This is a genomic window from Tamlana sedimenti (genome assembly GCF_038148895.1).
Taxonomy (GTDB): domain Bacteria; phylum Bacteroidota; class Bacteroidia; order Flavobacteriales; family Flavobacteriaceae; genus Tamlana.
In genome coordinates, this window is record NZ_JBBVGQ010000003.1 from 42,467 (window position 1) to 65,032 (window position 22,566).

Below are 22,566 nucleotides of genomic sequence, written 5' to 3' on the forward strand. Positions count from 1 at the left end.
TTTTTTAAAATTGTTAAATTTTAAGATTACAATTAACTAGTTGATTCCTTAAAGTTTGCTATTATATTGGGATGAAACAAACATTGTAGGAATGTTTACGTTAAAAAATTGAAATACTGAATTAAATTTTATATTTTGGATATCAAATAAGTAAATGCTATTGACGCTCAACAATGTTTAGGAACATCCTCTCTCTCAAAATAGGTTGCATTTTTTTTCTTTTTTTTAATTTGATGGCTTTGGGCCAAGCAAATGAAAATTACTACCGTTTTATTGACTCTGCCGATATACACATTGACCATAACACAGAGAAAGCCTTATCATTTTTAGATTCTATTCCTAAACCTTTAGAAAGGAATATTGAAGGAAGACTATCAGAATATTATTCCATAAAAACATTAATTTTTGATGAATACAACGAGTATTCTAAAATGCAGCAAAGTATCATTTTTGCCTTAAAATATGCTGACAAAGAAGAAAACTATCAGATTGCCGGAGACGCTTGCTTAAACTTATTCAGCAATTTATATTTTGTCTCAAAGGACACTACTGCCCACAGTTATTTAAACAAAGCAATTGAATATTATGAAAAATGTAACTATGTAAATGGACTTTTGGAAGTGCAACAAATGAGGGCATATGCCGAGTTTTTAGATCACGATTACCTCTCATGTATAAACTTGCTTTTGGGCAACCTTGATAAATTTTCAAAAGTAGAGGATAACCAATACTTCAATTTGTTTGCCAATTACCTTTTGAGTTCCAGCTATTTTAGGTTAGGCAAATATGATAAGGCACACATTTACTTTAATAAACTTAAAGATTTGCAAAATGCACTGGGCGTAACAGATTACAACTATTATTCATTCGAATCTACCTTAAAAATGCAATTGGCCAAATTACATTTTAAGTCAAATACTTTGGATTCAACATTATACTACCTAAAGGCGTCTAAAAAGTTTACGTCTTATATGCCAGAGAATATATTAAAAGACTACTACCGATTGTATGCTGATATTTACAAGGTATCAGGAGACATTAATAATTCAAAAGCTTATATAGATACGTTAATGCAAATTGGCAAAAAAAGTTACAAAAGTAATGTTGAAGCCAGTATATTGATAAATGATTCATTATTAAAAGCGGAAACTGAATTGGCCGAAACAAAGCAAAACAATATGTTCAGCATAGGCTTGATAATAATTTTTTCTGGTGTTTTGGTTGTTTTGAGTCTGTTCTATTTTTCTTTTTATAAAAATCGAAAAGTGAGAATTATTGAACAAGGCAAAGAGTCGAGTAACTTTTCTTATTTAAAATCCAATAATGAAAGGTTAGCGGTTAAAGTCCATGGGTTGGAAGAATATATCAAAAATTTGAAGAGTGAGATTAGGGAAATTTCATCTACAAAAAACACTGAAACCCAAAAAGAAAGAATAAAGTCGCTTTACAAAAATTTACATATTGATTCTTCCACTTTACTTGACAAAACTGAAAATCATTTAGAGTTAGTAAATGACCTTAATATTGAATTCTTCAAACAAATTGAAGAGCGTTATCCAAGTTTAAATAAATCAGAGGTCATTATTTGTTACTACTTGTTTATGGGATTTAGCAACAAAGAAATTGCAGTGTTTTTAAATGTATCAGTCAGGTCGGTAGAAAGTAGGCGCTACAGAATTTCAAAGAAAATGGATTTCAATAAAGATGAAACTACTTTGGTGAATCATCTTCAAGAAACATTTGGCAGTATTTAAGCGCAAAACTAAATTTCTTTTTGTTTTTTAACGATTAGATAACTCGTTGATGTAAAAACAATTACCAAAGTGCGTAGTAGATGCGTAGTTGATTATTGCAAAAAATCACTCTAGTTTATGATATTTGTTATATGCTATTATCAACAATTGATTGTGTTAAGCTCTTGTGATGTTTAAGCTGATATTGTTTTGATGACTGGGTTGGTTGTAATCAAAGCAATAATCTATCACAAAAGAAATGACAGGATTAATTGATAAACAATCCGCTATTAATACGTAATAGTTCGATTAAAGGGTAAAAAAGGAGTCTTATTCAGACTCCTTTTTATTTTGGTGTTTTTAAGTTAAAGAGGAATATTGCCATGCTTCCTTTTTGGGCTATCTACTTTCTTATTTTCTAAAGTTGAAAATGCCTTGATTAATTTTCTTCTGGTGTTTTTTGGAAGGATTACTTCATCTATAAATCCACGTCTTGCAGCTCTGTAGGGATTGGCAAATTTTGCGGCGTATTCAGCTTCTTTTTCAGCTAATTTTTCAGTTGGGTTTTCAGAATCGGCAATTTCTTTTCTAAAAATAATTTCACTGGCACCTTTGGCTCCCATAACCGCTATTTCTGCTCCCGGCCAAGCAAAATTGTAGTCAGCTCCAATATGTTTGGAGTTCATTACATCATAAGCGCCACCATATGCTTTTCTTGTTATGACAGTAATCCTTGGCACGGTGGCCTCACTTAAGGCATACAACAATTTTGCGCCGTGCACGATGATACCGTTCCATTCTTGGTCTGTTCCAGGTAAAAATCCAGGCACATCAACCAATACCAAAAGTGGTATATTAAAACAATCGCAAAACCTCGTAAAGCGAGCAGCCTTTCTGGAACTATTAACACCTAAAACACCCGCAAATGCCATGGGCTGATTGGCAATTACGCCAATACTTTGACCACCGAGGCGTGCAAAACCTACAATAATACTACCGGCAAAATCCTTATGTATCTCATAGAATGAATCATCATCAATAATGCCCTTGATTACATCGTGCATATCGTATGGTTTGTTGGGGTTATCTGGAACAATATCAGATAAAACATCCCGAACTTCATCTTGTAAATCAATTTCCAGTTTCTTTGGTTTTTCGGTGTTGTTTTGTGGTAAGTAACTCAGCAGTTTTTTTACGTCATCCAAACAAGCTACGTCATTGATGGATGTTTTATGAGCCACGCCGGACTTTGTGGCATGTGTTGAGGCTCCACCTAATTCTTCGCTGGTAACTTCTTCGTTGGTAACGGTTTTTACAACGTTAGGGCCTGTAACAAACATATAACTCGTGTGTTCAACCATTATGGTAAAATCGGTCATTGCTGGAGAATACACCGCGCCACCAGCACACGGACCCATGATAGCCGAAATTTGCGGTATGACTCCAGAGGCTAGAACGTTTCTGTAAAAAATATCAGCATATCCGCCAAGGGAGCGCACGCCTTCTTGGATTCTTGCGCCACCTGAATCATTGAGGCCTACAATGGGTGCGCCTACCTTAACAGCCAAATCCATGATTTTGCAAATTTTTTCGGCATGTGTTTCAGAAAGTGAACCGCCAAAAACCGTAAAATCTTGAGCATAAACATATACCAATCTGTTGTTGATTGTGCCGTATCCAGTAACTACGCCATCGCCAAAAAATATTTGGTCTTCCATACCGAAATCTTTGGTTCGATGCGTTACGAGAGCTCCTATCTCTTCGAAGGACCCTTCGTCCAAAAGGTATTCAATGCGTTCTCGTGCCGTAAGCTTTTTGTTGGCATGTTGCTTGTTTATACGTTTTTGCCCTCCGCCCAATTTGGCAAGTGCAATACGCTCATTCAGTTTATTTATTTTTTCCTGTTTTGAATCCATATCTGTTAATTGGGTAAGCGTAAAAGTTTTTGGTCTGCTAAATATTGCTTCATAGCTATAAGCGCAGCAATTTTTGCTTCGTTTTCCATCTCTGATTTTAATGTCTCTGGTGTATAGAAATTTTTAACGAAATGCGTATCGAAATTTCCAGAGCGGAATGCTTCATGTTCACATACATATTTACCGAATGTAAGCGTGGTTTCTACACCTTCTACAATGTAATTGTCAATTGCTTTAATCATTAGCTGAATAGCCTCTTCACGCGTTTTTCCATAGGTAATTAATTTTGAAAGCATGGGGTCGTAATAAATAGGAATATCCATACCCTGTTCAAAACCATTATCAACCCTGATATTTGTGCCAACGGGCAGTTTATATGTTTCTAGATGGCCAACGCTTGGTAGAAAATCATTCAAAGCGTCTTCAGCATAAACACGAAGTTCCAGGGCGTGACCATTGATTCTTAAATCGTTTTGTTTTATGCTCAACGCTTCTCCGCGAGCTACTTTTATTTGCAGTTCTACCAAATCGACGCCCGAAATAAGTTCGGTTACTGGATGTTCTACTTGGAGGCGTGTGTTCATTTCCAAAAAATAGAAATTATGGTTGGCATCCAATAAAAACTCCACAGTTCCTGCTCCTAAATAATCGCAAGATTTGGCCACTTTGATGGCTGCTTCTCCCATTTTTGCTCTAAGTTCTGGGCTTAAAACGGAAGAAGGTGCTTCTTCAACTACTTTTTGGTGACGCCGCTGGATACTGCATTCACGCTCAAAAAAATGGAGAACATTGCCATGGCTGTCCGCCATAATCTGGATTTCGATATGACGTGGTGAGGTCACATATTTTTCGATAAAAACGGAGCCATCGCCAAAGGCTGAAGTGGCTTCACTTATGGCACGGTTCATTTGCGATTCTAAATCTTTTTCTTTTTCAACAATGCGCATACCTTTTCCGCCACCACCCGCAGACGCTTTTATAAGAATAGGAAAACCAATTTCCTTGGCAATGGATTTTGCTTTGTTTACATCGGTTATGGCTTCATCAATGCCCGGAACCATGGGGATATTATATTTTTTAACTGCTTCTTTGGCAGCCAATTTACTTCCCATAATTTTTATGGCTTTGGAACGTGGGCCAATAAAAATAATGTTATTTGCTTCACATAATTCTGCGAAAGCTGCATTTTCACTTAAAAAACCATAACCTGGATGAATGGCATCAGCGCTTAAATTTTTAGCGACTTCAATAATCTTGTCACCCCGCAAATAGGATTGATTGGAAGGTGGTTCACCAATACATACAGCTTCATCAGCAAATTTAACATGCGGTGCATTTCTATCAACAGTGGAAAAAACAGCGACGGTTTTAATGCCCATTTTTTTGGCTGTTTTCATGACGCGAATGGCAATCTCGCCACGGTTTGCAACTAATATTTTTTTCACAAATTTTAATTTTCGAATTCAATTAACAATTGGTTTTTTTCAACGGCATCACCTTTTTTTGCAGAAATAGATTTAATAACGCCATCTCTTGGTGATAAAATACTGTTTTCCATTTTCATAGCTTCAAGAATAAACAGCGAATCATTTTCTTTTACTTCCTGGTCAACTTCCACGTGCATTTCCAGAATCAATCCGGGCATAGGTGCTTTTATGGAATCTACTAATTTTGAAGATTTAGAGCCTAATCCCATTTTCTTAATCAATAAATCCAAGTCGTCCATAATATCCACCACATAGGTGTTATTATTGATTTTTATTTGATAGGATTTACTGTTGAAATTAGAAGCAACAATTTCAGCTTTGTACGATTTACTCTCTTGAAGTATATGAAAGTTGTTTTTTGAAACTTGAAGTGCGTCTAGATTTGAAATCTCGCTTTCAGAAATGTCAAAATCAAAAGAACTGTTGACTTTTACCTTAAATTTTTCACTCATTTACAAAACTATTGGTAGAAGTAAATATAGGAATTTTAAACAGCATTTTCAATTATTACATACCAATGCTGACTTTACTTTTTAATTGTTTTGAATAGTTGAAAATTATTCGGAGAGTTGGCTTTTTATTTCTTGTAATACAAACTCATAATAAGGTTTGTTTGAAGGTACAAAGTGATTTTCGTTGTCGCCAATAGTATCTATAAGTTTTTGAAATTGCTGAAGTGTTACCAACTTTAAAGCTTCAACTTCTTCTTCTTGTGACACTAATTCGGAAACGGAAACGTTCAATCTTGCAATAAAAGTATTATGGAATTCATTGTCTTGAATTCCGTTATTATAACTTTGAAAGCATTCAAAAACGCCGATTTTTTTTAAATCTTTTTCAGAAAGTTTTAAACCAATTTCTTCGCTGGTTTCTCTTAATACGGCTTTTTTTGCGGTTTCACCAGCATCAATATGCCCAGCAACCGATACATCCCACATTAATGGGCAAATGGTTTTTTTTGCTGAACGTTGGGACAATAGAATTTCACCGTTTTTGGTGTAAAGCCAAAGATGCGCCGTATGGTGAAAGAGACCTTTTTGGTGGATAACGGATTTCAATTCTGAAACTCCAGTTGGATTACCGTTTTTATCTACTACATCTATATATTCGTCCATATTTTAATTTAAAAAAAGATTCCCGACAAGCGGGAATCAAAATTTAATCGAAATAGCTAAAAGACTCGCCGTCTTTTATGCTCAATAATGTTTCATAAATCAGTTTGATGACGTTTTCAACATCATCTTTATGCACCATTTCTACTGTGGTATGCATGTAACGTAGAGGCAGAGAAATTAATGCTGAAGCTACGCCACCGTTGCTATAAGCAAAAGCATCGGTATCGGTTCCTGTGGCTCTTGATAATGCTGAACGTTGAAAAGGTATTTTTTTGCTTTCAGCCGTATCTGTAATTAAATCACGTAATTTTTGTTGTACGGCAGGAGCATAGGCCACAACAGGACCTTTACCAATTTCTAAATGACCTTCCTTTTTCTGTTCTATCATTGGAGTAGTGGTATCGTGCGTTACATCGGTAACAATGGCCACATTAGGTTTTATGGTTTGGGTAATCATTTCAGCACCACGTAATCCGATTTCCTCTTGTACGGAGTTGGTGATGTAAAGCCCAAATGGCAATGATTTTTTGTTCTCTTTAAGTAATCTAGCTACTTCAGCAATCATAAATCCACCCATACGGTTGTCTAAAGCGCGACAAACAAATTTATCGCCGTTTAGAATGTGGAATTCATCCGGATAAGTTATCACACAGCCCACATGAACACCCATTTTTTCAACTTCGGCTTTGTCCTTTGCACCAATATCAATGGTGATGTTATCTGGTTTTGGAGCCTCTTCTTTTGCTCTATCTCTTGTGTGGATTGCAGGCCATCCAAAAACACCCTTAACAATACCTTTTTTGGTGTGGATATTTACAATCTTGCTCGGTGCTATTTGATGGTCGCTACCACCATTTCTAATCACGTAAATCAACCCGTTATCTGAAATATAATTTACGTACCACGAAATTTCATCGGCATGACCCTCGATAACCACTTTGTATTTTGCTTTTGGGTTTATTACGCCAACAGCAGTGCCGTAAGTGTCTGTAATAAACTCATCTACATAGGGTTTTAGGTAATCCATCCATAATTTTTGCCCTGTCCATTCATATCCCGTTGGGGCGGCATTGTTTAAATATTTTTCTAAAAAGTCCATCGACTTTTTGTTGAGAATGCTCTTTTTCGCCATGTGTAAAAGTTTTGCACTAAAATAATAATATCTATAGAAAAAAATGTTTTAAACCTTGTAAATTCTTAATTTTGGCATACTAAATGCTCCAATGTTTTATAGATGAACTATTTAAGATTTACAATCCTTCTTTTTCCTGTATTTCTGTTTGCCCAAGTGAATGATTTTGAGCAGGATTCTACCAATGTGGAGTACCTTATTATTGAAGGGGATTCGGTGCCAAGAACGGCCATCAATCTAGATGAAGTGATGCTGTTGCATAAATTAAAGTTCAACAGTAAAGAGGACAGGATTAGATATTTAATTTTAAGAAGAAAAACCATTAAGGTATATCCGTATGCAAAACTGGCTGCGGAACGGTTGGATTCGATGAATCAACGTATGGCCAAACTAACCAGAACTCGAGATAAAAAACGCTACACCAAACAGGTGCAGAAATATATTGAAGGTGAATTCTCTGAAGAATTAAAAAAAATGACCCGAACAGAAGGTCAAATATTAGTAAAATTGATACACCGACAAACGGGAACCACTGCTTTTGATTTGGTTAAGGAACTCCGTAGTGGTTGGCGTGCCTTTTGGTACAATACTACAGCCAGTATGTTTGATATTTCATTAAAACGGGAGTTTGACCCAATGAATGAAAAGGAAGATTACTTAATCGAAGATATTTTACAACGTAATTTTCAAAGTGGTAGGTTGGAAGAGCAAAAGCCAGCCGTAGAATTTGATTTTTACGAACTGACCAATAAATGGGTTTATTCTGAAAATCAAAACCCTAATTAATGCGTATTCAGTCGGTATTTGAAGAAAAACTTAATAGCATATCTCATGCCTTAGGTGCTTTGTTTGGTATCGCGGCACTTATTCTTTTAATTATTGGAGATACACATAAAACGGACTGGAGCTTATTTAGTGTCATTATTTATGGTATTTCAATTATTGTGCTTTTTACCACCTCAGCATTTTACCATGCCGTAAAAGGGGAGAAACGCAAACATTTTTTTAGGGTTATAGACCACATTAGCATTTACCTTTTGATTGCTGGAACATATACGCCCGTTTTGCTTATTTCGCTGGAAGAGAGTAATGGTTGGCTTCTGTTTTATATTGTTTGGGGTATAGCTGCTTTTGGCGTTATTTTAAAACTATTCTTTACGGGACAGTTTGAGGTTTTTTCAACGCTTTTATATCTGATTATGGGATGGCTGATTGTGTTTGATTTTTCAAATCTTTCAGATGCATTGGGTACCAATGGCGTTTTATTATTGTTTGCTGGTGGTTTGGCTTACACGGTTGGCATTGTTTTTTATGCTATTCACAAAATACCCTATAACCATGTTATTTGGCACTTGTTCGTTTTGGCCGGGGCTGTTTTTCACTTTTTTATGATTTATTTATTCGTGATTTAATTATGATAGAAATACGCCAAGCGAAAACAAAAACGGATTACTTGCTCATAGAACATTTGGCAGATGCCATTTGGCGTGAACACTATATTTCAATTATAGGGAAGCCCCAAGTAGATTACATGCTCGGAAAATTTCAATCGGCTATGGCTGTTGAAAATCAAATTTTGGACGGATTTGAATATTTTCTATTATATTTCGACGGGACTCCTGTGGGCTATATTTCCATAAAACCTGAAGTGACTGCTTTGTTTTTGAGCAAAATCTATGTTTTAAGTGGTTTTAGAGGAAAAAACATTGGAAAGACGGCAATGAGGTATGTTGAAGAAAAAGCCAAAGACTACAGTTTAAAATCTATTAGATTGACCGTCAACAAAAACAATTCAAAAACCATTAAAGCCTATGAGAAACTTGGTTTTATCAAAGATGGAGCAATAGTCATTGATATTGGTAATGGTTTTTTGATGGATGATTTTGTGATGGTAAGAGCGGTTGTATATTAACCCTCAATAATATCTTTATATTCTTCAAAAAAAGCTTCAAATAGACCCATCTTTTCATTAAAGAACACCATAACTTCCTGCCATGAATTTTTGTTATGAATGGAAACCTTATTTTCCAAGGGTACATAGATTCTTGAAATTTCCTTTTGGTTGTCCAAATAATATTCTTCTTCAAAAATGGCCTCAGGAAGATAATCGTCAAGTAAAATAGATTTTAGAGCCAGTAGTTTTTCCCAGTATTTAATGCGATTTTCCAAGTCATCTTCCAAATCTATAGCCACTAAAGCTGTTTTGGTGTCAAAATGAAATTTAAAACTGAAACCCTTCAGTTTAGTATCATACAAAATCCATTTGCGTGGAAATGATTTTCCAAAACTGGTCCAAAATTCTTGTCGTAATATGCGTGATTCTTCTTTGCTAAACACTGATTGTGTAAAAGTTTAAGTCTTTTAGCAATTATATTAAATAAGCTATACCAACCCCTAAAATAATGGCGATGAACTTAGATAGATTAAACTTGTGTCCTTCACCACTTTCAAACAAAATGGTGGTTGAAATATGAAAAAATATACCAATAACCACAGCGTTTATGGCATGACCGTAATGGCCTATCATGACCGATTCATGCGAAATAAAAGTGCCCAAGGGCGTCATTAAAGCAAAGACAATTAAAAAACTGGCCATTTGTAATTTGCTGTAATTGGATTGCATCAGGAATAAAGTAATAATCAATGCTATGGGAATTTTATGCACCAAAACCCCGTAAACCATATCGTTATGGTCGTGAATTGAAAAGCCTTCCAATAAACTATGGATGCACAAACTGATGAACAGTAACCACGGAAACTTCATATCATGCTTGTGTATGTGTACATGCCCGTGTTCGGCACCTTTTGAAAACAGCTCTAAAACAATTTGGAGCAAGATACCGCACATAATGAGCAGTCCAGTTTGTTTTGTTTTTAAATGGCTGTAAACCTCAGGAAGCAGTTCAAAAAGTGTTAGTGCCAATAAAAAAGCCCCACTAAAGGAGAGTAGGAGCTTGGTGTTCCAAGATTTATGTTTTTTGGTCCAGAAGGCTAATACAAAACCTAAAACAACGGCAAGAATGGGAAATAAAAATTTGTTCATTTATGTTTTTAATGGTAATTAGGGTATTCAAAGAATGAAAGTAACCCAATCTAATATATTTTGAAAACTATTCCGCAACAGTAATAATAATTAAATGTGGATTATTCACCTATTTGAAAATCATGACTAAACGTTCGGAAGTTTTCGGGCTAAATTTACGCAATTTGTGGTCGCCAAAAACATCCAATAAATATACACCAGCTTGTTCAAAAAGTTCCTGAAAGTCCTTTAAAGTAAACGCTCGCACACGCTCCTGAAAATAATAATCTTTACCATCAGCAGAAAACCTAATGTCTTTAATTATGTATTCACCTTCCGCATAGCGTTTTATGTTGAACTCGATGTCATCAACGGTCTTTACTTCCTCTGGTACTAAAGTATCGATTACAAATTCACTGTTCATAAAATCAATAACAGCAAAACCATCTTCATTTAAATTGGATTTAATCGCTTTAATGGTGTTCAAATTATCGGCATCATCTTCAAAATACCCAAAACTGGTAAATAAATTAAAAACGGCATCAAACTGTTTGCGGTAGGGTTTGCACATATCGTGCACTTCAAAATGCAGTCGGTGGTTTTCAAACTTTTTCGCAAAATTAATGCTGTTTTCACTCAAATCCACACCCGTTACATCATAGCCCATTTTATTCAAATAGCGGGCATGTCGCCCTCTACCGCAGGCCAAATCCAGTATAGTGCCGTGTTCCGGAACATTCAAATAATCCGTTAAAGTATCCATAAAGGCATGCGCTTCAGATTCATCCCTTTCCTTATATAAAATGTGGTAAAATGGTGTATCAAACCAAGAAGTAAACCAAGTTGTAGTATGTTTTGTCATAGATGTTTTTGGAGGTTACCACGCTTGGGCGTGGTCAGGCTTTCACTACTCGTTTTTATGTTTTGACAACCTTTCTGCTTGCCATGCAGCGTGGTTTCAATAAAATATATTTTATCTCAACCAATGCTCAAGGAGACAAAACATAAAGAACTCAAACAAATCGCTCAATCCTTAACCTAAATATCAATATACTTAATGTATGCCGTAAAATTACGTTATTTTTGCAATCTATTGGAGCGATTTTATGGAAGAAAATTTTAGCATGGTAGCCAAAACCTTATTTGGCTTTGAAGATTTATTGGCAAACGAACTTACGCAACTCGGCGCACAAAAGGTAACCAAGGGTGTGCGCAATGTTTCATTTGTGGGCGACAAAGGCTTTATGTACAAGGCCAATTTGGGCTTGCGTACGGCCATTAAGATTTTAAAGCCCATCCATAGTTTTAATGTGAACAACGAAAAAGACCTGTACAATAAAATTTATGCCATGGATTGGAGTAAATACCTAAAGCCTTCAGGTTCTTTGGCTATAGATGCTACCATTCATTCCGATTTGTTTTCGCATTCGCTATTTATTGCCCAAAAAACCAAGGACGCCATTGTAGATAAGTTTCGCGATACCACAGGGCAACGCCCCGATGTGGATTTAAAATTTCCCGATGTGAAAATCAATGTGCATATCGATAGACGACATTGTACCATTTCTTTAGATTCTTCGGGTGATTCCTTGCATAAACGTGGGTATAAAATGGCTACCAATATTGCACCCATAAATGAAGTATTGGCTGCAGGTATGATTATGCTATCGGGTTGGGACGGACAATGCGATTTTATGGACCCCATGTGTGGTTCGGGGACCATTCTTATTGAAGCCGCCATGATAGCCTGTAACATACCACCAAACCTGATGCGTAAAGAATTTGCCTTTGAACGCTGGCCAGATTGGGATGTGGATTTGTTTGAAAAAATTGAAGAATCATTACTTAAAAAAACACGCGATTTTCATTATAAAATTATAGGCTACGATAAAGCGCCGAGTGCCGTATTCAAGGCCAAAGACAATGTTAAAAATGCCCAATTGGAAGATTTTATTGAAGTAAAGCACGAGGACTTTTTTAAAACCCAAAAAGCAGGTGAAGCCAAATTGCATATGGTGTTTAACCCACCATACGGTGAGCGTTTAAATATTGATATGGAACAGTTTTACAAAAATATTGGCGATACCTTAAAGCAAAACTATCCCGGTACTGATGCTTGGTTTATTACCAGTAATTTAGATGCCCTAAAACATGTGGGTTTGCGCCCCTCAAGAAAAATACCATTATATAATGCCAAATTGGAGTCGCGATTGGTAAAGTATGTGATGTATGAGGGGAGTAAAAAGGCGAAGTTTAACAACTAACTTCATTACAAGGGAAGAATGACCGAAGTAATCTTATCTATAGAAGCGTCATAGCGAGGTACGAAGCTATCTCTTGAATTAACTAGAATTAAACAGACTGTCTCACTGTGATAACAATTACAATGGATAGGAATGTTAACTGGAAAAACCACAATATCTGGAGTTTTATTAGACTAATTAGAGCTACTTGATTTGAACTCCATTGTTTATTATATCAACAACCAAATTAGAATACCAAACTATTCCAACGTCGAACTTATCTCTTCTAAAAATAACCATATCATCAAATTCAACTGAATTGGGTTGTATTTTAAAAGGTTCGCCTGAATAAACTCCCAAAAATGCAAATTGCTTATTTTCATTATGAAATATTTGCCCTTTGTCTAAAACTATGTTTTGCGGTTTTGAAATAACAATACTACCTGAAGACCCTGGAAATAACTTGCTATCAATCAAAAAATATGGACTACCGTTAAAAAAACTACCCCATCTTGAAGATATTATTCCTTGTTTGACTATTGGAAAGACATTTTTTTGATCATAAAAATTTTTTGGATAACCAATCGTAACAACGTCATCAGTAACTTCAACATTAATTTTGTTTTTACCAGGTAAATCATCTTCGGATACAGCATAAAATTGCATATAGGTTTGACCTGATTTTATTTTGTCCATGACTAAATCGAAAACTTTGACTAATGCAATATCTATATTTTTATCTGAATGTAATTTTAGTCGGGTTTTTAATTCATCTTTTTTAATTGTTATTGGCTCCCAAACAATATTTAAACCATTAATTCTTCTTAAATGAAATGTAAAAGAATCTGGTAGAGTTTCATTTCCTTTTTTATCTCTTAATAAAGAAACATGCCTATTGGTGACAAGCCACATATTTTCTATAGTTCTCCATTGTCCATTTTTCAATGTGTCTTTAGGTGATAATTCTTGAAAAAAGAATCCAGTCCCTATTCGGTTTTCTCCGTTACCTTGAGTAGTTATTAAAGTTGTTAATCCGTGGACCCTGTCATCTAAATTACTTGCAGTATTCTTGTTTTGAGAGTTACTAATATTCCAACTAAAACACCCAATTAAGATTGAAAACATTATATATTTCATCTTTCTTTCTTAGTAAATGTGTATAAAATCAGTTTGGTAAAGTTAGTATTTTCTTACTTATTTTTACTGGGTAATTACAAGTAATTATTAACAAATTGAGTTCAAATGTTGAGGTAAAATGGTATTATGGCAAAATTTTAACGTTCAAAAATCATTAATTCAAAAATTGAAAGTTTAATAGTTTTCGTAATTTCTCATAACGTGTTACTACTAGAAATAACACAAATCTAAATTTACTCTGGAATCTGCTGGCTCAAACAATGCAGCGAGCCAAAACCCCAAATAAAATCTATGGCAGAAATACCAATTATTTCTCTATCTGGAAAACAATCAGCAATGGTGTTTAAAGCTACACGGTCGTTAGCATCGTTAAAGGTTGGCACCAAAACCGTTTTGTTTAAAATTAAAAAGTTAGCATAACTGGCCGGAAGTGTAATGCCATCAAACCATAACGGTTTGGGCATGGGTAAAGTAACTATATTGGGCGATTTGCCATTTTCCAATACAGCGTTTTGCAAGCGTTTTAAATTGTCTTGAAGTGGTTTGTAGTTTGGGTCTTTGGTGTTGGTTTCAATAACCGTAATGATGGTATCTGCGTTTACAAAACGGGCCAAATCATCAATATGCCCGTGGGTGTCATCACCAATAATGCCATTTCCCAACCAAATAACGTTGGTTACGCCCAAAAAGGTTTTAAAAGCGGCTTCATAATTGGCTTTGGTAAAGCCTGCATTTCTAACTTGAATAGTAGGGTGGAGCAGGCATTCTTCAGAGGTAATGAGCGTTCCTTTTCCGTTAACGTCTATGGCGCCACCTTCCAAAACAAAGGGTTTGCCGTTAATCATGGCTTGTTCAACAGAGATGTTTAATGTTTCGGCCACTTTTTCGGGAACGCCTTTATCCAAACGGTGATTACTATATTTTGCCCAACCATTAAAGTTAAAATTCATGGCTTTTCGTTGTTTCCCATTTTTAACAATAATTGGTCCCGAATCGCGCATCCAACTGCGGTTGGTTTTATGGATAATAAAGATTACATTTTTCGTATTGACATGGGCTGTTTCTAACATGCCCGAAACCTTATCTTGAAGTTTCTTATTGGCAACGACTAAAAAAACGGCTTCAACGGTAGCCACTTTTTTAATAAACTCAATAAAGGCCCATTGAATGGCTTCGTATTTCCCAGGCCAGTCTTTACCGTTATGCGGAAAACACAATAAAATGCCCTGTTGTTTTTCCCATTCAGCAGGAAATATCCAGTTTTCGCTCTTCATTAATCGATAACGCGTTTAGTAATTTCTCCATATTTATCGATACGTCTGTCCCGTAAAAATGGCCAATTCTGGCGTACGTTTTCTTGAAGGTTTAAATCGACTTCAGCGATTAAAATTTCCTCTTTATCTTCTGAGGCTTGCGCTAAAATTTCACCCTGTGGGCCAGCAATAAACGAGGAACCCCAAAACTCAATGCCATGAGTATTGGGTACATATTTTTCCAAACCAATACGGTTGGCAGCGGCGACATAAATGCCATTGGCTACGGCATGCCCGCGCATCACGTTCATCCAAGCGCCTTGTTGGTTTTTACCAAATTCTGCTTTTTCCTGTGGATGCCATCCAATGGCCGTTGGGTAAAACAATACTTCGGCACCTTGTAGGGCCGTTAATCGTGCTGCTTCTGGATACCATTGGTCCCAACAAATCAACGTACCAATATTTCCTTTTTTTGTGGGGAAGGACTTAAAACCGATATCACCAGGGGTGAAATAAAATTTTTCATAAAAATGGGGGTCGTCCGGAATGTGCATTTTACGGTATAATCCAGCTTCCGAACCATTGGTATCAATAATGTACGCACTGTTGTGGTACACACCGGCCATACGTTTTTCAAAAAACGGAACGATAATTACCACGCCCAATTCTTTGGCCAAAGCACTAAATGCCTTGAAGGATGTGCTGTAAAGTGGTTCTGCATAAGCAAAATTGTCAACATCTTCACTTTGGCAGAAGTAATGACTGCTATATAGTTCGGGCAATAAAATAACTTCAGCACCTTGTTTTGCAGCGTCTTTTACCCATTTAATGCATTTTTCTAAGTTGTTTTCTGGGGTGTTATTCAGGTTTAATTGAATAACGCAAATTTTGTATGTTTTACTTGGCATTCTGTTTATTTAAAATCAAGGTTAATATACAAAGTATTTTATTTTTAACTCATGCGAAAGTAGGTTTTATTAAAATATGTGCCATATAAAAACAGCACATATTTCAACAAAAATTAAGGAAGGGTTAAAAAAAGGATTTAAATTATTAATGCGGTTAAAAGCGAGATGTAAACGTTTTAATCTCCCATTTGCTTTTGCCTTCATTTAGCGTGGCACAAAGTATTTTTTCACCGTCTGTTCTTACGTTTACCAAGCCGTAAACGATACCGTCAACCACTTTTAGTCGGCTCATGGTTTTAACCTTGTCGGTTGGATTTAAAGCACCTGAAGCTGTGTGTTTATAACGGATGTTGGTTTTGGCTTCATTTTTCAAAACAACGTCAATTGTGCCAATGAGTGTTTCGTAGTTTTTTGAGTTGACTTCATAGGGGTCTCCCATACGGAGACTTCTGGAAATTTCAGTGCTGTAAATAAGCGGGGTAACCATTTCATCGTTTTCAATTTTTTTAAACCCTGTTGCGCCCGATGCTGCCACAATATTAGGTCTAGGGTGGGCGTGGGTTTCATCATCGCCAGAAGAAATTACGGTTGCTGCGGCATTCACATACTGCAAAAACTCATAGGAGCAATCATCACTGCCATGGTGACAAGATTTTACAACATCTGCAGCCAATTCTATAAGGTTGCCCGATAAGGAATCTATGATGTGTTGTTGACTTTTTTTGTTTAAATCGCCCGTTAGTAACATTCGGCTTCTGCCATAGTCAATACGTAATAAAATGGAATTACCATTGGTGTTTTTGCTGTAAGAACCCAAATCTTTTAAGGTTGGTTTCCCGTTTACTGTGGTTTCAATGGGTCCCAATATTTTGATTGACGTTTCTTTGCCTTCTTCAAAACCTTCTAAATATTTGAATCCTTTTTCTGGATTGTATGAAAGGCGCTTTACATCTGGGTTATTGTCAATAATACACTCTAAAAAATCGGCCCATTCACCTTGTAATTTTAAATCGGCATTTTGTTTCAAACCATTTTTAATGGATGTTTTTCCTGTTAACAAATCATGCATCACACCACCTGTTTCATCACCTAAAAATCTAGATTTTTGAGCACTTTTCCACCAGGAGATGCCTGCATGATAAAAAGCTTCGACTTTTGTTTCAGAAGTATCCAGTTCTTTTCTGGCGCTTTCTTCTTTACTTACCAAATCCCATAACCCCCCGTAATGATCGGCATCACAATGCGAACATATCATGGCATCGAGTTCAATGATGTCCTTTTTGTATTCCTTTTTGAATTTCCAATCTACAAAGTCGGCCGCACTTTTGCCGTGGGGTTGTTTGGAACGTTTATAGCCGCCATCTATCAAAATATGTTTACGGTCTGGAGTAACTATTAAAACACCATCGCCTTGCCCTACGTCTATGAAGTAAAGCTCCAAAAGAGATTCATCGCCTAAATCATCGGCCTTGATGTAAACATTTTTGGCCCAGCGGACATTGACTTTGTATCTTCCGTTTGTGACAGTGTTAGAGACTAATTCAACATAATCGCCCCAGAGTGCTTCCAGCAAAACTTTGTTTCCAGTACCTGAGGTATAAACTTTTGCTTTTTCGGATTTTAGATATTTAATGGTATTTGGCATAATTTATAATTTTGAATACCAGAAAGTTACAACTTGAATCAATGAAAAACAATGCGTAGATCTACGTAATTTTAAAGAAATGGGCTGGTTTAAATTTAACCGAAATACTTGAACATTTTTTTGATGATGCCCAGTCTATTTTTGTGTGGTGCATACCGCAATTGAGGATCAAACCAAGTTCCCCGCTTTATAATGGCTTTTTGATGTGAAAAGGTATCGAAACCATATTTGCCATGATATTTGCCCATCCCACTGGCACCAACACCGCCAAAAGGCAAATTCTGATTTCCAAAGTGAATCAAAACATCGTTAACAACGCCACCACCGAAACTGTATTTTTTAAGGATGTGTTCTGTGAAATTTGAGTTTTTCGAGAATACATAGAGCGAAAGCGGTTTTTCAAAATGCCAAATGACTTTTTCAATGTCGCTTTCATTTTCAAAAGTTAAAATAGGTAGGAGAGGCCCAAATATTTCTTCATTCATAACTGGGTTATCCAAATCGGGCTGGTCCATAATGGTTGGGCCAATGAATTTTTCATTCGCATCAATTTCACCACCAAAAACAATCGTTTCATTCTTTAAAAGATTTTTTAAACGTTCGAAATTTTTATTGTCTATAATCTGAGGAAAATCTTCTGAATTCCGAATGATTTGGCCGTATTGAGCAATAATTTCAGCTTTCAAAGCGTCAATAAGGTCATTTTTAATATTGCTTTTAACCAATAAGTAATCTGGTGCAATACAGGTTTGCCCACCGTTTAAATATTTGCCCCAAACTACTCGGCGCGCTGTGAGTTTTAAATCAACGGAATCATCTATAATGCAGGGTGATTTTCCACCTAGTTCAAGCGTAACAGGGGTTAAATTCTGTGCTGCAGCTTTTGCCACTATTTTACCAACTTCAACACTGCCAGTAAAAAAAATATAATCCCATTTTTGGTCGAGCAATTCAGCTCCAATTTCAGCATCACCCTCTACTGTTTTTGCTAAATCTTCTGGGAAAACATTTTCTATAATTTTTACGAGTAACTTTGAGGTATTTTGGGTAAGTTCACTCGGTTTTAGAACTACTGTATTTCCTGCTGCAACAGCCATAATAAATGGTGCCATTGCCAAAAGAAAAGGATAGTTCCAAGGAGCAATCACTAGCACATTTCCGTAAGGTTCTTTATAAATAAAATCTGAAGAAGGAAAGGTGAGCATGGACGATTTTACCCGTTCAGGTTTTGACCATTTTTTGAGGTTTTTTATAGCCAAATCCAATTCTAAAATAACCAATCCGAATTCACTTAAATAGGCTTCAAATTCCGACTTATTAAAATCCCGTTTAAGCGCGTCATAAACAGCTTGCTCCTTGTTAAGGATTTCAGCTTTTAATGCCTTTAAAAACTGAAGTCGATAATTAACATCCTTGGTTTTTTGGGATGCAAATAATGCTTTTTGGGCAGCAATGATTTCGGGAATAGAATTCAAAGGAGAGTTTTTTATAAATATAAGGATTTAAACCAAACAAGCATTCCAAATTGCGTCCTCTGGTAACGGGGCCGTAACTGTCACGGGTTCATTTTTTACAGGATGAATAAATTCAATATGTCTGGCGTGCAAATGAATGCTGGCATCTTTGTTGCTCCTATCAAAACCATACTTTAAATCACCTTTTATGGGGCATCCAATGTTTGATAGTTGTGAACGAATTTGATGATGCCTACCCGTTTCCAAGTTAATTTCAAGTAAAAAATAATTATCCAACTTCTTCAAAAGCTTGTAATGAAGAATGGCTTTTTTACTGCCTTCAACTTCGTTTGGATATGCATAAGATTTATTGTTTTTTGGATTCTTTTTTAGCCAATTAATGAGCGTGTCTTTAGTTTTTGGTGGTGCATTTTTTACAACGGCCCAATAGGTTTTTTTTATATCTTTTGATAAAAATAATTTGTTTAATCGAGGTAGGACTTTACTTGTTTTGGCAAATATAACAAGACCTGTGGTTGGTCTGTCCAAACGGTGAACAGTGCCCAAATAGACATTTCCAGGTTTATTGTATTTTTCTTTTATGTAGGCTTTAACTACATCGCTCAATGGTTTATCACCAGTTTTATCACCTTGAACAATATCACCGGCACGTTTGTTTATGATGACGATGTGATTATCTTCATATAAAACTTGTAGGTTAGACTTGTTAGAATGATTAGACATGCAAGACTTGTTAGACTGGTTAGAATTTTAGAAGTTTTAGATTTTTAAGTTTGATTTGAATTTTGAAATCATTTTAATAATTTCTTCAAGTTCTGAAAGACATTTATCTAACTCTTCTTTTGAAATGAATTTTAAATCATAAGCTATCATTAATTGAGTTTCAATTTCGTAAGCCGAGCCTAAAGTTATTTCTAAAAACCGAGAAAAATCTTTATTTGATGCTCTGGAAGAACCTTCAGCAATATTGGACGGAATGGAAACTGATGCCCTTCGTAATTGATTGGTTAGTCCAAATTTTTCGGATTCAGGAAATTTTGAAGAAATAAGATATATTTCTGAACAAAACAATCTGCTTCTTTTCCAAATTTCCAATTCTTTAAATCGATGCATCTCTAAACAGATTTTTAGAAGGTTAGACAAATTAGATTTTTTTTAGATTTTGATATGTCCTGAATTTATTTTTCTAAGAAGTCTAAAATCTAAAAGGTCTAACTAAATCTAGACTAATATTGTTCGCTATCATTAGGAAAATCCCTAGACTTTACGTCGTCTACATATTGAGAGATCGCTTTGGTCATATCTTCATACAAGTGCAAATATCTTCTTAAAAACCTTGGATTGAATTCGTGGGTCATCCCAAGCATATCGTGCAACACCAAAACCTGACCATCTACATCAGGGCCTGCACCAATGCCTATGATTGGAATGCTGACGCTTTCGGCCACCTGTTTAGCAAGGGCGGCTGGAATTTTTTCAAGTACAATGGCAAAGCAGCCAATTTTTTCAAGCATTTTGGCGTCTTCCAATAAACGTTCCGCTTCCTCTTCCTCTTTGGCACGCACAGAATATGTCCCAAATTTATAAATGGATTGCGGTGTTAAACCCAAATGACCCATTACGGGAATACCTGCGTTCAAAATACGCTTTATAGAATCTTTAACTTCTTTACCACCTTCCATTTTTACCGAATGCGCACCACTTTCTTTCATAATTCTAATGGCAGAACGAAGTGCTTCCTTGGGGTCACTTTGATAGCTGCCAAAAGGTAAATCGACTACAACCAAACATCTTTCAATGCCCCTAATTACCGAGGAGGCATGGTAAATCATTTGGTCTAGCGTAATGGGCAATGTGGTTTCATGCCCAGCCATAACATTACTCGCAGAGTCACCCACCAAAATCACATCAATGCCTGCTCCATCAACAATTTTGGCCATGCTATAGTCGTATGCCGTAAGCATAGAAATCTTTTCGCCATTGGCTTTCATGTCAACCAATGTTTTTACGGTAATGCGTTTGTAATCTTTATTTGCTGCGGACATCTGTCTTGATTTTTGTGATTTTGAATGATTGCAATTTTATTCAAGTAGCTTTCCATTTACCTTAACATTATTAAAGGTCAAGCCTTCAATAATGCTTTTATCGTAGGTGCCATCTTCGGCTTCAACATTTATGTTTTCAAATGTAAAATCGGAAAGTTTGTCGTATTCCGTAATTTTCATATCGTAGAAAATATCACATTTTAAATCAATATTTCTCATGGTGATATGGTCGGAATAAGATAGTGGCACATCTTCACGTCCTTTCAAGTCGAAAAACTGCGTCCAAGGTTTAATATAAATAAAGCTGTGGGCTTGTCCCGTAATGTTTTCAACAGTAATATATTCATAGTGTTGGGGTGTATCTGGACGCATTTTTAGCCACAACAAACGCTTTGCTTCACTGACTTTGCAATTGCGCATAATGATATTTTTATTGTGCAAAGATTCACTACCGTTGGTTAGGGCAGAATGGCAGAAACCAAACTCACAATCCTCAATGATGATATTTGTATTTTCCCCATTGCTGGCATTTTTGTCAGACCAAGGGCCTTTACCGCCTTTAAGTGCAATAGCATCATCATTAACAGCCATATAACAACCTTTAACCAAAAAATTAGAGCACACATCAATATCAATGGCATCGGTGCTTGGCGCCTTTATGGGCTCATGTGGGGATGTGATACGTAAATCAAGAACTTTTACATTATTACATTGGTAGTAGTGACTGGACCAAAACCCGGAATTCCTTAGGTGCACGTCCTCTACTTGAACATTATTGCATTTCCAAATGAACACCAAACGTGGTCTTGATACCTCAAGATTGGTGCATTTTGGGTTTTCTTCACGCCTTTGCCAGAAGGCTTTCCAATAATTTAGACCATTACCATCAATAACACCGTTCCCAGTAATAGTGAACCCATCAACCGCCTTGGCATTTACCAAAGCAGAAAAATATTCGATACTCTGCCCTTCAATTCTCGATGGTAAAAAAGGATAATCTGCAATATTGTCCGAGCCTTTTAAAGTTCCTCCTTTTACCACATGTAAATGCGTATTGGGTTTAAAAAACAAAGCACCACTTAAAAAAGTACCTTCTGGAATAACCACAACGCCACCACCATTTCTATAGGCCTCATCTATGACATTTTGAATTGCTTTTGTTTGAACTACAGTACTATCGGTACTTACATTATAGTCTGTAATGACATATTGTTTTCCTAAGGAAGTTGGGTCTATTTTTGAATCATCTTTAAACCATTCCGGAATTTCAGTTCCATCAGGAAAAAGATCCTTGTTATTATTGATAGTATCTTGTTTATTGGCTTGCTGTTGGCAAGAAGTTAATATGGCAATTGCCATTAAAAGGATGTTTTTCATTTTTTGCAATATGTTTAGTCTTCAGTTGCCCGTAAAAGTACTAAATAAAGAAGATACTGTTAAACTTTTCTTTAAAGG

At 36.0% G+C, this 22,566-nt stretch carries 22 protein-coding genes; 5 read left to right on the forward strand and 17 right to left on the reverse strand.

Annotated features, from left to right (window positions below; all coding sequences use genetic code 11):
* Positions 1-239: 239 nt before the first annotated feature.
* Positions 240-1,754 carry a tetratricopeptide repeat protein gene (locus tag WJN01_RS08530; protein ID WP_445196734.1) on the forward strand — a complete coding sequence of 505 codons (1,515 nt, stop codon included), beginning with the start codon at positions 240-242 and terminating at the stop codon, positions 1,752-1,754.
* 344 nt (positions 1,755-2,098) lie between these two features.
* Here the strand turns inward: WJN01_RS08530 and WJN01_RS08535 are convergent, their stop codons facing one another.
* From WJN01_RS08535 to WJN01_RS08555, 5 genes are all read right to left on the reverse strand, one after another.
* Positions 2,099-3,649 (reverse strand): acyl-CoA carboxylase subunit beta, encoded by a 1,551-nt coding sequence (locus WJN01_RS08535; protein ID WP_445196735.1) that lies wholly within the window; start codon positions 3,647-3,649, stop codon positions 2,099-2,101.
* 5 nt (positions 3,650-3,654) lie between these two features.
* The gene (accC, locus tag WJN01_RS08540; RefSeq protein WP_445196736.1) at positions 3,655-5,094 is read right to left on the reverse strand and encodes an acetyl-CoA carboxylase biotin carboxylase subunit; all 1,440 of its coding nucleotides are present in this window, start codon (positions 5,092-5,094) and stop codon (positions 3,655-3,657) included.
* Between the two features lie 5 nt (positions 5,095-5,099).
* Complete coding sequence (locus WJN01_RS08545) at positions 5,100-5,588, reverse strand: acyl-CoA carboxylase biotin carboxyl carrier protein subunit (protein WP_445196737.1); 489 nt, start codon at positions 5,586-5,588, stop codon at positions 5,100-5,102.
* Between the two features lie 105 nt (positions 5,589-5,693).
* Positions 5,694-6,251, reverse strand: a complete 558-nt coding sequence (locus WJN01_RS08550) for an NUDIX hydrolase (protein WP_445196738.1) — start codon at positions 6,249-6,251, stop codon at positions 5,694-5,696.
* Between the two features lie 43 nt (positions 6,252-6,294).
* The gene (locus WJN01_RS08555) at positions 6,295-7,383 is read right to left on the reverse strand and encodes a M42 family metallopeptidase (RefSeq protein ID WP_445196739.1); all 1,089 of its coding nucleotides are present in this window, start codon (positions 7,381-7,383) and stop codon (positions 6,295-6,297) included.
* A gap of 102 nt (positions 7,384-7,485) precedes the next feature.
* On the opposite strand from WJN01_RS08555, the gene WJN01_RS08560 reads away from it, so the two are divergent.
* Genes WJN01_RS08560 through WJN01_RS08570 form a run of 3 tightly spaced genes read left to right on the forward strand, consistent with a single transcriptional unit; the run spans position 7,486 to position 9,295 of the window.
* On the forward strand, positions 7,486-8,169 hold the full coding sequence (locus tag WJN01_RS08560) for a DUF4294 domain-containing protein (RefSeq protein ID WP_445196740.1): 684 nt from the start codon (positions 7,486-7,488) through the stop codon (positions 8,167-8,169).
* On the forward strand, positions 8,169-8,795 hold the full coding sequence (trhA, locus tag WJN01_RS08565; protein WP_445196741.1) for a PAQR family membrane homeostasis protein TrhA: 627 nt from the start codon (positions 8,169-8,171) through the stop codon (positions 8,793-8,795). The genes WJN01_RS08560 and trhA overlap by 1 nt, the downstream gene beginning before the upstream one ends.
* A 2-nt stretch (positions 8,796-8,797) precedes the next feature.
* A complete protein-coding gene (locus WJN01_RS08570; RefSeq protein ID WP_445196742.1) occupies positions 8,798-9,295 on the forward strand; it encodes a GNAT family N-acetyltransferase in 498 nt (165 codons plus the stop codon).
* Here WJN01_RS08570 and WJN01_RS08575 read toward each other — a convergent pair.
* The 3 genes from WJN01_RS08575 to WJN01_RS08585 all read right to left on the reverse strand — a co-directional run bounded on the left by WJN01_RS08575 (position 9,292) and on the right by WJN01_RS08585 (position 11,267).
* Positions 9,292-9,720, reverse strand: coding sequence for a DUF4268 domain-containing protein (locus WJN01_RS08575; RefSeq protein ID WP_445196743.1), 429 nt, complete (start codon positions 9,718-9,720; stop codon positions 9,292-9,294). The genes WJN01_RS08570 and WJN01_RS08575 overlap by 4 nt on opposite strands.
* Before the next feature lie 31 nt (positions 9,721-9,751).
* Positions 9,752-10,426, reverse strand: a complete 675-nt coding sequence (locus tag WJN01_RS08580) for a ZIP family metal transporter (protein WP_445196744.1) — start codon at positions 10,424-10,426, stop codon at positions 9,752-9,754.
* Between the two features lie 109 nt (positions 10,427-10,535).
* Complete coding sequence (locus tag WJN01_RS08585) at positions 10,536-11,267, reverse strand: class I SAM-dependent methyltransferase (RefSeq protein WP_445196745.1); 732 nt, start codon at positions 11,265-11,267, stop codon at positions 10,536-10,538.
* Between the two features lie 244 nt (positions 11,268-11,511).
* On the opposite strand from WJN01_RS08585, the gene WJN01_RS08590 reads away from it, so the two are divergent.
* Positions 11,512-12,669 (forward strand): THUMP domain-containing class I SAM-dependent RNA methyltransferase, encoded by a 1,158-nt coding sequence (locus tag WJN01_RS08590; protein ID WP_445196746.1) that lies wholly within the window; start codon positions 11,512-11,514, stop codon positions 12,667-12,669.
* A gap of 183 nt (positions 12,670-12,852) precedes the next feature.
* On the opposite strand, the gene WJN01_RS08595 is transcribed toward WJN01_RS08590, so the two are convergent.
* From WJN01_RS08595 to WJN01_RS08635, 9 genes are all read right to left on the reverse strand, one after another.
* On the reverse strand, positions 12,853-13,785 hold the full coding sequence (locus WJN01_RS08595; protein ID WP_445196747.1) for a S1 family peptidase: 933 nt from the start codon (positions 13,783-13,785) through the stop codon (positions 12,853-12,855).
* A gap of 233 nt (positions 13,786-14,018) precedes the next feature.
* A complete protein-coding gene (locus WJN01_RS08600) occupies positions 14,019-15,059 on the reverse strand; it encodes an agmatine deiminase family protein (protein ID WP_445196748.1) in 1,041 nt (346 codons plus the stop codon).
* A complete protein-coding gene (locus tag WJN01_RS08605; RefSeq protein ID WP_445196749.1) occupies positions 15,059-15,946 on the reverse strand; it encodes a carbon-nitrogen hydrolase in 888 nt (295 codons plus the stop codon). Before WJN01_RS08605 ends, WJN01_RS08600 begins: the two co-directional genes overlap by 1 nt.
* Positions 15,947-16,100: 154 nt before the next feature.
* Entirely contained in the window at positions 16,101-17,591 is a 1,491-nt protein-coding gene (locus WJN01_RS08610) for a ComEC/Rec2 family competence protein (RefSeq protein ID WP_445196750.1), read from the reverse strand.
* Positions 17,592-17,686: 95 nt separating this feature from the next.
* Positions 17,687-19,066 (reverse strand): aldehyde dehydrogenase, encoded by a 1,380-nt coding sequence (locus tag WJN01_RS08615; RefSeq protein ID WP_445196751.1) that lies wholly within the window; start codon positions 19,064-19,066, stop codon positions 17,687-17,689.
* A 27-nt stretch (positions 19,067-19,093) separates the two neighbouring features.
* The gene (locus WJN01_RS08620) at positions 19,094-19,789 is read right to left on the reverse strand and encodes an RluA family pseudouridine synthase (RefSeq protein ID WP_445196752.1); all 696 of its coding nucleotides are present in this window, start codon (positions 19,787-19,789) and stop codon (positions 19,094-19,096) included.
* Between the two features lie 36 nt (positions 19,790-19,825).
* Positions 19,826-20,179 carry a four helix bundle protein gene (locus WJN01_RS08625; RefSeq protein ID WP_445197067.1) on the reverse strand — a complete coding sequence of 118 codons (354 nt, stop codon included), beginning with the start codon at positions 20,177-20,179 and terminating at the stop codon, positions 19,826-19,828.
* 113 nt (positions 20,180-20,292) lie between these two features.
* Complete coding sequence (gene panB / locus WJN01_RS08630; protein ID WP_445196753.1) at positions 20,293-21,111, reverse strand: 3-methyl-2-oxobutanoate hydroxymethyltransferase; 819 nt, start codon at positions 21,109-21,111, stop codon at positions 20,293-20,295.
* A gap of 36 nt (positions 21,112-21,147) precedes the next feature.
* Positions 21,148-22,488 (reverse strand): rhamnogalacturonidase, encoded by a 1,341-nt coding sequence (locus tag WJN01_RS08635; protein WP_445196754.1) that lies wholly within the window; start codon positions 22,486-22,488, stop codon positions 21,148-21,150.
* Positions 22,489-22,566 lie beyond the last annotated feature (78 nt).

Excerpts from the sequence above, each read along its gene's own strand:
- WJN01_RS08535 (WP_445196735.1), bottom strand. The coding sequence starts at position 3,649 with ATGGATTCAAAACAGGAAAAAATAAATAAACTGAATGAGCGTATTGCA.
- WJN01_RS08545 (WP_445196737.1), bottom strand. The coding sequence starts at position 5,588 with ATGAGTGAAAAATTTAAGGTAAAAGTCAACAGTTCTTTTGATTTTGAC.
- WJN01_RS08550 (WP_445196738.1), bottom strand. The coding sequence starts at position 6,251 with ATGGACGAATATATAGATGTAGTAGATAAAAACGGTAATCCAACTGGA.
- WJN01_RS08555 (WP_445196739.1), bottom strand. The coding sequence starts at position 7,383 with ATGGCGAAAAAGAGCATTCTCAACAAAAAGTCGATGGACTTTTTAGAA.
- WJN01_RS08560 (WP_445196740.1), top strand. The coding sequence starts at position 7,486 with ATGAACTATTTAAGATTTACAATCCTTCTTTTTCCTGTATTTCTGTTT.
- trhA (WP_445196741.1), top strand. The coding sequence starts at position 8,169 with ATGCGTATTCAGTCGGTATTTGAAGAAAAACTTAATAGCATATCTCAT.
- WJN01_RS08570 (WP_445196742.1), top strand. The coding sequence starts at position 8,798 with ATGATAGAAATACGCCAAGCGAAAACAAAAACGGATTACTTGCTCATA.
- WJN01_RS08580 (WP_445196744.1), bottom strand. The coding sequence starts at position 10,426 with ATGAACAAATTTTTATTTCCCATTCTTGCCGTTGTTTTAGGTTTTGTA.
- WJN01_RS08585 (WP_445196745.1), bottom strand. The coding sequence starts at position 11,267 with ATGACAAAACATACTACAACTTGGTTTACTTCTTGGTTTGATACACCA.
- WJN01_RS08590 (WP_445196746.1), top strand. The coding sequence starts at position 11,512 with ATGGAAGAAAATTTTAGCATGGTAGCCAAAACCTTATTTGGCTTTGAA.
- WJN01_RS08595 (WP_445196747.1), bottom strand. The coding sequence starts at position 13,785 with ATGAAATATATAATGTTTTCAATCTTAATTGGGTGTTTTAGTTGGAAT.
- WJN01_RS08600 (WP_445196748.1), bottom strand. The coding sequence starts at position 15,059 with ATGAAGAGCGAAAACTGGATATTTCCTGCTGAATGGGAAAAACAACAG.
- WJN01_RS08605 (WP_445196749.1), bottom strand. The coding sequence starts at position 15,946 with ATGCCAAGTAAAACATACAAAATTTGCGTTATTCAATTAAACCTGAAT.
- WJN01_RS08610 (WP_445196750.1), bottom strand. The coding sequence starts at position 17,591 with ATGCCAAATACCATTAAATATCTAAAATCCGAAAAAGCAAAAGTTTAT.
- WJN01_RS08620 (WP_445196752.1), bottom strand. The coding sequence starts at position 19,789 with ATGTCTAATCATTCTAACAAGTCTAACCTACAAGTTTTATATGAAGAT.
- WJN01_RS08625 (WP_445197067.1), bottom strand. The coding sequence starts at position 20,179 with ATGCATCGATTTAAAGAATTGGAAATTTGGAAAAGAAGCAGATTGTTT.
- panB (WP_445196753.1), bottom strand. The coding sequence starts at position 21,111 with ATGTCCGCAGCAAATAAAGATTACAAACGCATTACCGTAAAAACATTG.
- WJN01_RS08635 (WP_445196754.1), bottom strand. The coding sequence starts at position 22,488 with ATGAAAAACATCCTTTTAATGGCAATTGCCATATTAACTTCTTGCCAA.